Annotated in this window: 9 protein-coding genes and 1 other annotated feature; of the genes, 1 reads left to right on the forward strand and 8 read right to left on the reverse strand. The window is 43.1% G+C overall.

Translation table 11 applies throughout. From position 1 onward, the window contains the following. Positions 1 to 5: 5 nt before the first annotated feature. The 3 genes from acpS to abc-f form a co-directional block, all read right to left on the reverse strand. On the reverse strand, positions 6 to 368 hold the full coding sequence (acpS, locus tag BUA79_RS04805) for a holo-ACP synthase (protein ID WP_073993235.1): 363 nt from the start codon (positions 366 to 368) through the stop codon (positions 6 to 8). Between the two features lie 12 nt (positions 369 to 380). Further along, positions 381 to 1,034: a redox-sensing transcriptional repressor Rex gene (locus BUA79_RS04810; protein WP_073993236.1), complete on the reverse strand. Its 654-nt coding sequence runs from the start codon at positions 1,032 to 1,034 to the stop codon at positions 381 to 383. 101 nt (positions 1,035 to 1,135) lie between these two features. Continuing rightward, positions 1,136 to 3,034, reverse strand: coding sequence for a ribosomal protection-like ABC-F family protein (gene abc-f, locus BUA79_RS04815; protein ID WP_073993237.1), 1,899 nt, complete (start codon positions 3,032 to 3,034; stop codon positions 1,136 to 1,138). A gap of 152 nt (positions 3,035 to 3,186) precedes the next feature. On the opposite strand from abc-f, the gene arcC reads away from it, so the two are divergent. After that, positions 3,187 to 4,128 carry a carbamate kinase gene (arcC, locus tag BUA79_RS04820; protein WP_073993238.1) on the forward strand — a complete coding sequence of 314 codons (942 nt, stop codon included), beginning with the start codon at positions 3,187 to 3,189 and terminating at the stop codon, positions 4,126 to 4,128. Between the two features lie 32 nt (positions 4,129 to 4,160). Here the strand turns inward: arcC and BUA79_RS04825 are convergent, their stop codons facing one another. The 5 genes from BUA79_RS04825 to queA all read right to left on the reverse strand — a co-directional run bounded on the left by BUA79_RS04825 (position 4,161) and on the right by queA (position 11,923). Beyond that, positions 4,161 to 4,691, reverse strand: a complete 531-nt coding sequence (locus BUA79_RS04825) for a DUF1653 domain-containing protein (RefSeq protein WP_073993239.1) — start codon at positions 4,689 to 4,691, stop codon at positions 4,161 to 4,163. A gap of 16 nt (positions 4,692 to 4,707) precedes the next feature. Beyond that, a complete protein-coding gene (locus BUA79_RS04830) occupies positions 4,708 to 5,916 on the reverse strand; it encodes an NADP-dependent isocitrate dehydrogenase (protein ID WP_073993240.1) in 1,209 nt (402 codons plus the stop codon). Positions 5,917 to 5,933: 17 nt separating this feature from the next. Then, positions 5,934 to 8,351: a leucine--tRNA ligase gene (leuS, locus tag BUA79_RS04835; RefSeq protein ID WP_073993241.1), complete on the reverse strand. Its 2,418-nt coding sequence runs from the start codon at positions 8,349 to 8,351 to the stop codon at positions 5,934 to 5,936. Positions 8,352 to 8,398: 47 nt separating this feature from the next. Then, positions 8,399 to 8,605 (reverse strand) — a binding site (T-box leader). Between the two features lie 60 nt (positions 8,606 to 8,665). Further along, entirely contained in the window at positions 8,666 to 10,759 is a 2,094-nt protein-coding gene (locus tag BUA79_RS04840; protein ID WP_073993242.1) for an elongation factor G, read from the reverse strand. 138 nt (positions 10,760 to 10,897) lie between these two features. Further along, a complete protein-coding gene (gene queA / locus BUA79_RS04845; protein ID WP_073993243.1) occupies positions 10,898 to 11,923 on the reverse strand; it encodes a tRNA preQ1(34) S-adenosylmethionine ribosyltransferase-isomerase QueA in 1,026 nt (341 codons plus the stop codon). Positions 11,924 to 11,953: the final 30 nt, after the last annotated feature.

Genomic DNA, 11,953 nt, shown 5'->3' on the forward strand with positions numbered 1-11,953 from the left:
AAACTTCACCCGCTTTCCGCTATGGCCGTTGCAAATGCAAACTCAGACGTATTTGTAATGGTCACATGTATTCGTGCAATCCCAAGCTGTCTTGCAATACTTTCAGCCTGATTGTACAGATTTACATAGGGTTTTCCCTGGTCATCCCTGAGAACTTCAATATCATTGATCCTGAATCTTTGAAAACCGGTCCCAAAACATTTGGATACAGATTCTTTAACGGCAAAATTTCCTGCAAGGAATGAATTCTTGCCTTTGCTTTGCTCCCGTTCTTTCGGTGTATATACACGACATAAAAAAGCCTCTTTTAAACAGGCTTTTTCAATGCGCTCTATCTCGACAATGTCATTACCGATTCCAAAAATCATCTCATGTCACCGTTAAATACGATAATCCCATTTTCCACTTTTCATAGCTGCCAGGTTAAATGACAATTTCAGGAGACTGTCTGTCATGTGTACGTTTTCTACGACAACATCATCCCCAACATTCAGATCCACCGGAGAAAAATTCCAAATCGCTTTCACACCGGCATTCACAATTTTTTCTGCAAGCGTCTGTGCTTCATCTCTGGGTACCGTGATGGCTGCAATATCAATCACATTATTCACGATAAACTCTTCCATTTCATCCATAGGTCTGACCATGATACCATTCAGCGTTTTACCTATGACGTCTGGATTCACATCAAATATCCCGGAAATGGTGAATCCTCTTTTGGGAAAGGAAGGATATTTTGCTAGAGCAGAACCCAAATTACCGGCTCCAACCAAAATCACATTATGTTTCTGTTCAACACCAAGAATTTTTCCAATTTCACCATACAGGTATTTGACGTTATAACCATATCCCTGCTGTCCAAATCCACCAAAATTATTAAAATCCTGTCTTATCTGTGAAGCAGTAACTTTCATCAGCTTGCTTAACTCTTCTGAAGAAATTCTTTCTTCATCGTTCTCCAGCAACTCACCTAGATATCTGTAGTAACGGGGCAGACGCCCGATAACAGCTTTTGATATATATTTCTCTGACACAAATCCACCGCCTTTTTTTATAAATCATGTTTAATTATAGTCAAACAATCCATTAATGTCAAACTAAACAATTGAAAACGGATACACCAAAACATACAAATTTACACAAGATTTTCCCACTTTTCGTATAAAACTGCTAATTCCGCACTCAATTTTTCTTTTTCTTCAAATAGCTTCAACAGCATATCCGGATTTGAACATACATCTTCACTGGAAAGCCTTGTATCCAAATTATTGATTTGTTCTTCCACTTCATGGATTTTTTCTTCGGTTTTATTCAGATCGCTGGCTTTTTTGCGTTCTCTGGCTTGCTCTTCTTTATAAACTGCCCACTCTTCTCTGGATATGTCCTTATCTTCAGATGCTTTTTCACCAGCTGTTGCACCTGCATCCGGTTCAATTTTTTTCTCCAGATAATAGTCGTAATTCCCTATATAATTAGCAAATTTCTGAGCTTCCAGTTCAAGAATTCTTGTAGCTGTACGATTTATAAAGTAACGATCGTGGGATACATATAACACTGTTCCAGTATAGTTCACCAAAGCATTTTCCAGGATTTCCTTGGACATAATATCCAGATGGTTGGTCGGCTCATCCAGAATCAGAAAGTTTGCCTCGGAAAGCATGAGTTTGGCCAGAGATACCCTGCCCCTTTCCCCGCCGCTTAAGTCCCTGATTTTTTTGAAAACGGCATCCCCCGTGAACATAAACGCTGCTAATATATTTCTGATTCTGGTGTTGTCCAGATTTGGATATTCATCACTAATTTCCTGAAATATGCTTTTTTCCGGGTTCAACACGTGATGTTCCTGGTCGTAATATCCGATATGCACCTTGGCTCCAAGAATAATTTCACCCTTGTCCCATTCCATCCCGCCGGTAATCATCTTAAGAAGTGTTGTTTTTCCAGTACCGTTTTTCCCGATTACTGCCACCCGTTCTCCACGCTTGATTTCGAAATCCGCATCCGAAAACAATACTTTGTCTTTAAAGCTTTTGCTGATATTGGAAACCCGGAGCACATCCTTACCGCTGAGGACATCCGGCTCCAAATGAATGGACATTTGTTTTTCTTCGGTTACTGGTTTATCCAGCACGTCTATTTTGTTCAGAAGCTTTTCACGGCTTTCTGCTCTTTTTACAGACTTTTCCCGGTTGAATGAGCGGAGTTTGGCTATAACTTCCTGTTGAGCCTTAATTTCTTTCTGCTGCTCATTAAAGTGTTTCAGCATATCTGACGCCAGCTTCTTCTTTTTTGCAGAGTACTCGGAATAATTGCCCTTATAGGTCGTAACTTTCCCTCTTTCCACCTCCACGATTTTTGTGACGACCCGGTCAAGAAAATACCTGTCATGGGCCACAACGATCACGCTGCCTTTATAGTTGATCAGATACGTCTCCAGCCAATTAATGGATTCCATATCCAGGTGATTGGTTGGCTCATCCAGCAAAAGCAGATCCGGTTTTAACAAAAGCAGTTTACCAAGGGACACCCTCGTTTTTTGCCCGCCTGAGAGATTATTGGTCGGAGTGTCGAACTCATCTTCCTTGAAACCAAGTCCCTTTATTACACCTGTGACCTCACTTTTATATGAAAATCCGCCTTTGTTTTCAAACTCATTGGTAAGTCTGGTGTAAGACTTTAAAAGAGACTCCAATTCATTCCCGGATTTGTTTTTCATCTCAATTTCAAGAAGTCGGATTTTTTCTTCCAATTCAATTATATCTTTTTTTGCGGTTAAAACCTCTTCGTAAATGCTGCGCTTTCCATCCAGCTCCTGATGCTGGGAAAGGTAGCCCAGGGTCTTTCCGTTTCCAATGATGATATCCCCTGAATCTTTCGACATTTCACCCATGATAATCTTAAGAAGCGTTGTTTTTCCAGCTCCATTGACACCTACAATGGCAGCCTTCTCTCTATCTTCTATGTTAAAGGATACATTATCTAAAATGACTTTTTCCCCAAAAGCTTTTGATATATTATTACACGCCAGTACCATAATTTCCTCCATATTTCACTCTGCTTTACAAGCAATTTATATTTTACCATATTTCTAAACATTGTCACACAATATTGGTTTGTATTTTTTGGCATATTGTCTTATAATATAAATCTAATCATTAAATTCTGATAATATTACGGGGGCATACTATGGAAAAAGATAAAGTTGTAGTTGCATTAGGCAGAAGCGCATTTGGTAACACTCTGCCCGAACAGAAGAAAAAAGTAAGTTTGGCCGCAAAAGCCATCGCAGATTTGGTTGCGGAAAATTATGAGGTTATTATTACGCACAGCAATGGCCCACAGGTCGGCATGATCCAGACAGCCCTGACGGAATTCAGCCGTATTGATCCGGAGTTTACGGCAGCACCAATGTCCGTCTGCAGTGCAATGAGCCAGGGTTATATTGGTTATGATCTCCAGAATGCAATTCGCACGGAACTTTTAAACCGGGGAATATTCAAGCCGGTCTCTACTATTATTACACAGGTAAAGGTGGATCCTTTCGATCCTGCTTTTGATGCTCCTACAAAAGTAATTGGTAGATTTATGACAAAAAACGAAGCGGAAATCGAAGAACATAAAGGCAACTACGTCGTTTATGAGGAATCCAACGCTGGAAAGGGCTATCGCAGAATAATTGCGTCTCCTTACCCAATCGATATATATGAAATCGATGCTGTCAAAGCGCTTGTCGATGCGGGACAGATTGTCATTGCCGCAGGCGGAGGCGGGATACCTGTTTTGGAACAAGGAACCGTTCTTAAGGGTGCCTCAGCCATCATTGAAAAGGATTATACTGCTGCAAAACTTGCTGACATGCTGAACGCTTCCACGCTCTTATTCTTGACATCTGCCCAAAAGCTTTCCATCGAAGATGAAAGCGGGGCAAAAAAAGAGCTCGGACTGCTCTCTTCCTCAGATGCAGCCGAGCTGGTTGACAAGGGATATTTCAACAAAACAACCACACTTCCAAAAGTGCAGTCCGCCCTGAATTTCGTCCAGGCCGGCGAGGGCCGAAGAGCTGTCATCACCAGTCTGGAAAATGCAAAGGATGGTATGCATGAAAGGACTGGCACGATTATCTGCTAGCCAGCGCAAACACCCACCAGTGTAAACACTCGTCAGCGCAAACGGGTGCATTCGAATTTCACCATCATATTAAGGCATTTCAGAAGGCTTTCATACCTTGTCTGGATATCGCCTTCCTCAATTACGACGTCAAGAGTAGCCGCGATATCATCGATGGTCTTGGCGTCAATTTTTTTGCGCATTTCCAGCAGCAGTTCTCTTTTTTTCGTATATGTTTCCGCATCCAGGAAATCCATAAGGGTTGGGATAGGCCTTTCGGACCTTTCCCACGTTTCCTTTATGGTTTCTTTTATGGTTTCCAGCGGTTCAGCTTCAGGCAGGCCTATATCGTCAACGCGTGCAAACCTATATTTTTGCTCGACATCCGGGTATTTTTCATGATCCACCTCACCGGTGAACATCGTCAACGGTCTGGCGTAAATTCTATAATCCCCATATAATGCCTGGTAAACCACCAGCTTCTCTTCCGTTTCGGAATGGATAGCTACAGTCACTATCTGGTACAGCTTGTTTTTAAAATGTCTGTAGAATTCTCCTGGTTTTGGAACTCTGTCCTGCGTCATACCGGTCCCTCTTTTCTTAGATTGATTTTTCTAAATTCTCCCGTATTTTTAGAATAAAGCTCTCTGATGTATGGATTGTCGCATTTTCAATGCTTGTAATCAGGGAAAGATCTTTTGTCATGTGCCCGGACTCAATCGTATCCAGTGTTGCCTTATCCAATTTGTCCGCAAATAATTTCAAATCTTCTGTTCCGTCCAGTTCCGCTCTTTTTCGAAGTGCTCCTGTCCATGCGAAAATTGTTGCAACAGAGTTCGTTGAGGTCATCTGGCCCTTCAAGTGGTTATAATAATGTTTCTGCACTGTTCCGTGTGCTGCCTCATACTCATAAAATCCGTCCGGAGAAACAAGCACAGATGTCATCATGGCAAGTGCGCCGAATGCCGTAGCTACCATGTCACTCATAACATCCCCGTCGTAATTCTTGCATGCCCATATAAACCCGCCCTCTGATTTAATGACACGGGCAACTGCATCGTCAATGAGGGTATAGAGATATTCCAGTCCTGCCAGTTGGAATCCCTCTTTATATTCCTCGTCATAGATTTTTTTGAAAATATCCTTAAAGGTATGGTCATACTTCTTTGAAATAGTGTCTTTTGTAGAGAACCATAAATCCTGTTTTGTGTCCAGTGCATAGCCGAAACAGCTCCTGGCAAAGTTTTCAATGGAATCGTCCAGGTTATACTGGCCCATTATTACTCCGGGACCATCAAAAGAGAATATGGTCTGCGTATTTGTCTCCCCTTTTTCGCTGGTGAAATTCAGTGTGGCGATACCTTTTTCCTCTACTCTGTATTCAACGGCTTTGTAGATGTCTCCGTATGCATGCCTGGCAATGGTAATTGGCTTTTTCCAGGTTCTTACGTAGGGGTCGATTCCTTTCACAATAATGGGGGCCCTGAAAACCGTCCCGTCCAGTATAGAACGGATTGTACCATTAGGGCTTTTCCACATCTTTTTCAGATTATATTCCTTCACCCTCTCTGCATTAGGGGTAATGGTCGCACATTTCACGCCTACCTTATATTTCTTTACAGCCTCTGCCGCATCAACGGTAACACGGTCGTCCGTATCATTCCTTGCCATAAGTCCCAAATCATAATATTCGGTGTTTAATTCAACAAATGGGCTTAGCAGTTCATCCTTAATCATTTTCCAAAGAATCCTGGTCATTTCATCCCCGTCCATTTCAACAATCGGGTTCTTCATCCTAATTCTGTCCATCTGAGCTCTCCGTTTCTTTATTTAACTACAATATTAACTATTTTTCCAGGTACATAAATTTCTTTTACGATGCTTCCAGTCAGCTTGTCTCCAAGTGACTCTTTCGCCTTAATCAGGACATCATCTTTTGCCATATCAGCCGGAATCTCAATGACTGTTTTTGTTTTTCCGTTTATCTGTACAGCCACGCCGATTTCATCATCTTTCAGATACTCTTCAGCATAAACCGGCCAACCCTTTTCCTGTTTGAATACGCTTTCTTTATTTCCAAACGCCGCCCAAAGCTCTTCGCAGATATGCGGCGCAAATGGAGACAGGAGGGTTATGGCGGCCTCCAGTGTCTCTTTATCTATGCCTCCGGTTGTTTTTGCCAGATCAATCATTTTGTTGTTATATTCCATAAAACCGCTAATAACTGTATTCAGACTGAAGCTTTCCAGTCTCTGTGTGATATCATACACCATCCGGTTTCTTATTTTGAGCATTTCCTTAGTAGGCTTTATATTCTTTCCCACACTGTCTGAAGCCAGCTTCCAAAAACGATTCATGAATCGATATACACCTTCGATTCCACGCTCATCCCATTCTGAGTCCAAATCAGGAGGACCCACAAACAGTTCGTACATGCGGAGAGAATCACATCCGTAATCCTTCACCAGCTCATCCGGGGATACCACATTACCCTTTGACTTGCTCATCTTAATTCCGTTCTTGCCAGTGATCATTCCCTGATTGAACAGTTTCTGGAATGGCTCGTCAAAATCCACGACACCGATGTCATTTAAAAATTTCGTATAAAACCGGGAATAGAGGAGATGCAGCACGGCATGCTCTACTCCTCCGATGTACATATCCACCGGAAGATATTTATCTGCTTTTTCCTTCGAAACAAGCGCATCTTGATTTTTATTGTCTACGTAGCGAAGGAAATACCAGGATGACCCCGCCCATTGCGGCATAGTATTTGTTTCTCTTTTCGCAGGTCCTCCACATTCGGGACAGGTTGTATTAACCCATTCGTCAATGGCTGATAATGGCGATTCGCCTGTTCCTGTAGGCTGATAGGATTCAACCTCCGGGAGCAGAACTGGAAGCTGATTTTCGGGCACAGCCACGTTTCCACAGTGTTCACAATGAATAATTGGGATAGGTTCACCCCAGTAGCGTTGTCTGGAAAATACCCAGTCTCTCAATTTATAGTTTACGGTCTTCTTTCCAATACCTCTTTCTTCCAAGATTCCGGGAACATCCCTTTTGGCGTCCTCTGAATTCAATCCGTTAAAATCTTCAGAGTTCAGCATGATTCCTGGTGCGGTATATGCTTCATCCAATTTTGGATTTTCCCTGCCATCTTTGGAAATCACCTGGACAATTGGTATGGAGAATTTTGTCGCAAATTCGAAGTCCCTTTCATCATGAGCAGGCACACACATAATTGCGCCTGTACCATAATCGGCCAGTACATAGTCGGATAGCCATATAGGGATTTTTACGTTATTTACCGGATTAACAGCATAGCTCCCCGTAAATACGCCGGTCTTCTCTTTGTCCTGAAGACGGTCTACTGAAGATTTCATGGATGATTTAAAGATATAGTCCTCCACAGCTCCCCGGGTCTCTTCTGTGGCAAGACCTGCCGCCATCTCATGTTCGGGCGCCAGCACCATAAAGGTAGCCCCATAAAGGGTATCCGGTCTTGTGGTATATACGCTGATGGCATCATTTTTACCGTCAATTTTAAAATCGACCTCTGCGCCGTAGGACTTTCCGATCCAATCTGCCTGCATTTTCCTGACCTTCTCCGGCCAATCCAGTTTGTCCAGATCATCCAGGAGCCGGTCGGCGTATGCTGTGATTTTAAGCATCCATTGTTTGAGATTTTTCTTGGTTACTTCTTCACCGCATCGTTCACAGGTTCCGTTAACAACCTCTTCATTTGCCAGCCCGGTCTTGCAGGAAGGGCACCAGTTAATAGGCATCTCTTTTTCATATGCCAGGCCTGCTTTGAACATTTTCACAAAAATCCACTGTGTCCATTTGTAGAAATCCGGGTCGGTGGTGTCAACTTCCATATCCCAGTCATAGATTGCGGATATTTCCTTGATCTGTCTTCTGATGTTCTGGATATTTTCCGCCGTGGATTTTTTGGGATGCACCTGCATCTTGATAGCATAATTTTCAGCCGGAAGTCCAAAGGCGTCCCAGCCCATTGGATGAATAACATAATACCCCTTAATCAATTTATATCTGCTCCATACGTCGCTGATGACATACCCTCTCCAGTGTCCAACATGCAGACCGCTTCCGGACGGATAGGGGAACATATCCAGACAGTAATATTTAGGTTTCTGTCCGTCGTTTTCATTAATGGGTCGTTCCTCCCATTGTTTTTTCCATTTTTTTTCAATTTCCTTGTGGTTATAAGGGCTTGACATAACTTCTCCTCCTGATTATAAAAATAGCCTTCTCGTCTCCAGTTTTCAATAGAGACGAAAAGGCATTAATTCCGCGGTACCACTCTAATTCGTATCACAAGATACGCACTCAGTATTCTGTAACGTGAATGACACGCCCCCGGCTTATCACCGGAAGAACTCCAAGGCAAGTTCAGGGTTTTCGGTACTGCTTCCCAGCATCCAGCAGCTCTCTGAAACCTATGGCCCGTACTACTCCTCTTCATAGTTTATGTCTTATGAACAAACTTAGAGTTTATTTTACCATATAGGATTTGTTTGTCAAGTGTGGCAGACTAAACTTCACGGCCATGTTCCGCTTCGTGTCTGGCAATTTCATGCTGCTGAACTTCAGGTGGCGCCTGCTCGTAGCGGACAAAGGCGTATTCGTAATTTCCGTAGCCCCCGGTCATGGAACGCAGATTCGTGCTGTATCCAAATAATTCTGACATAGGAATCTCCGCTTCTATCACCTGTTTTCCGTTATCCGTCGGATTCATGCCCATTACTCGACCCCGTTTCTTGTTGAGGTCGCCCATTATGTCTCCGGTGAATCTGTCCGGGATTGTTACTTTCAAAAGGGCTATCGGTTCCAACAGCACAGGAGACGCTTCCATGAAGCCTTTCTTAAATGCATGTATGGTTGCCATTTTAAATGCCATCTCAGAGGAATCGACCGGATGATAGGAACCATCCAGAAGGACCCCCTTAATGCCCACAACCGGATAGCCTGCCAAAGGCCCTTTCTGCACGCACTCCTGAATCCCCTTTTCAACGGCCGGAAAATAATTTTTCGGTACGGACCCGCCAAAAATCTTTTCTTCAAATTCGTAAGGTTTATCCAGGTTGTTGCTTGGTTCAAAGGACATCTTTACATGCCCGTACTGGCCGTGCCCCCCCGACTGTTTTTTGTGTTTGCCTTCCGTTTCCACCTTTTTACGGATGGTCTCCCTGAAAGCGACCCGCGGATGCATAATTTCAATGTCAACCTTATAGTTATCTTTTATTTTACTGGCAACGATTTCCAGGTGCTGGTCACCAACTCCATACAGCAGCATCTGCCTGTTCTCTTCATCATTGACCTGTTTCAGGGTCAGATCCTCTATGGTCATCTTGCTTATTGCCTGAGCAATTTTGTCCTCCTCACCCTTGACCTTGGACGTATAAGCCACGGATGTATAGGGAACAGACATCTTCGGTTTGTTTAAAATAATTGGGAATTCCTTTTTTGAGAGGGTATCGCCAGTTCTTGTAACGGAAAGCTTTGGTATGGCACCGATATCCCCCCCATGAAGCTCCTTGATTTCCGTAGTTGTCTTGCCCCTAAGGACATACAGCTTGGAAATCTTTTCCATCGCATCCCTTTCGGCATTATATACCGTATCGTCTGACTTAAGGATTCCGGAAGAAATCTTGACAAGGGAAAATGCCCCGATGAATGGATCCAGGATGGTTTTGAATACGAACACAGCTAAAGGTCCATCATGATCGCAAGTTGCAATAAAAGGTTCTTTCGTGGCGGTATTGATTCCCTGACGGAAGAATTTGGCTTTATCCGGTGCAGGAAAATATCTCTCAATTGTCTCGAGCACCATTCTCGCACCGAAATTATTAATACTGGATCCAATCTGTACAGGGACGATGTTCCCTTCAAATATCTCATTTCTCAGGGCTCCGACAATTTCCTCGAAAGAAAATTCTTCCCCGTTGAAAAACCTCTCCATATATTCTTCGCTGGTTTCCGCGACGGCTTCCATAATCATATCCCGTACCGGTGCGAGGTCTTCTTTTTCGTTGTCCGGAATCTCGCATTCATCATAACTTCCGTCTGGTCTGTATTTTCTGCCTGCCATCCTGACCGTGTTTACATAGCCTACGAATTTGCCTTCTTCAATAATTGGCAGGTGGAAAGGTGCAACCTTCTTGCCGAAAATATTCTTGAGTTCATTTACCAGTTTCATAAAATCCGCATTTGGGTCATCCATAAAGGAAATATAGAATATTCTTGGGATACTGTATCTTTCACAGTACTCCCAAGCCTTCACGGTTCCAACCTCTACACCCGCCTTGGCAGAGACACAGATTACAGCGCCGTCCGCCACGCTCATGGCTTCTTCCATCTCTCCCACAAAGTCGAAATATCCAGGTGCGTCTAAAATATTTATTTTAATACCATTGAACTCGATTGGTATAACAGATGTGTTTATTGAAAACTTTCTTTTTATTTCTTCTTTATCAAAGTCGCTTATAGTATTTCCGTCGGTAACTTTTCCGAGTCTGTTCACTATACCTGTAGTATAAGCCATAGCTTCCGTTAACGATGTCTTTCCTGAACTTCCGTGACCCATGACGATGACGTTCCTTATGTTGTCCGTTTTGTAAACATTCATAATAAGTACCTCCAAAAGTTAGAATTTTTAGTATGCGGAAAAGCAGCTACTTATTATATTTTAACAATAAAACCGATTGTTATCAATACAAATTTATGCAATCTACACACTATTTTCAACTTTTGGAGGTATTTTCGATTAATATATCAGCATTGCATCTCCGAAACTAAAAAACCGGTATTTGTTTTCCAGCGCCTCATTGTATGCTCGCAAAATTACTTCCCGGGAGGAAAAGGCAGAAACCAGCATCAGCAGGGTTGATTCCGGAAGATGGAAATTTGTTATAAGGGCATCTATTACTTTAAACTCATAACCCGGATAAATGAATATCTCCGTCCATCCGCTTTTGGCTGTGATAAACCCATTTTCATCCGCGGCAGATTCCAGGGTCCTTGTAGAAGTTGTCCCTACGGCCACTATCCTACCGCCCCTTTCTTTCGTTCTGTTGATCAATCGGGCTTCCTCTTCATCGATAGAAAAATACTCTGAATGCATATGATGTTCCAGAATATTTTCCGCCTTGACCGGACGGAATGTTCCGAGCCCTACGTGCAGCGTGACATTCGCGATGGTGACGCCTTTTCTTTCGATTTCCAAAAGAAGCTCTCTGGTAAAATGCAGACCAGCCGTTGGGGCTGCCGCGGATCCTTCATGTTTGGCGTAAACGGTCTGGTATCTTGTTTTGTCTTCCAGGGTGTGTTTTATGTATGGCGGCAGAGGCATTTGTCCCAGCTTGTCCAATATTTCCTCGAAGATTCCCTCATATTCGAAATGTATGAGTCGGTTGCCCTCTTCTACGATTTCCAGAATCTCACCCTTCAATTCTCCATTTCCAAAAACAATACGGGTACCCGGCCTGGCTTTCTTCCCAGGTCTTACCAGAACCTCCCAATTGTTGTTCTCTTTTCGTGTAAGCAAAAGCACTTCAATTATTGCGCCGGTATCTTCCTTTACACCAAAAAGCCTGGCCGGTAAGACCTTAGTGTTGTTAAGCACCAGGCAATCTCCCTCCTGGAGATAATCGACGATATTTCTGAAAATGGTATGACCGGTTTCTCCGGTCCTCCTGTCCACCGTCAACAGCCTGGAACCCGACCTGTCTGCCAGGGGATCCTGTGCAATCAATTCTTCCGGCAGTTCATAGTAATAATCATGTAAATTCATGGTACCCTCTTTTCAATCTTCCAAATTATA

This window comes from Parasporobacterium paucivorans DSM 15970, assembly GCF_900141895.1.
Classification (GTDB): Bacteria; Bacillota; Clostridia; order Lachnospirales; family Lachnospiraceae; genus Parasporobacterium; species Parasporobacterium paucivorans.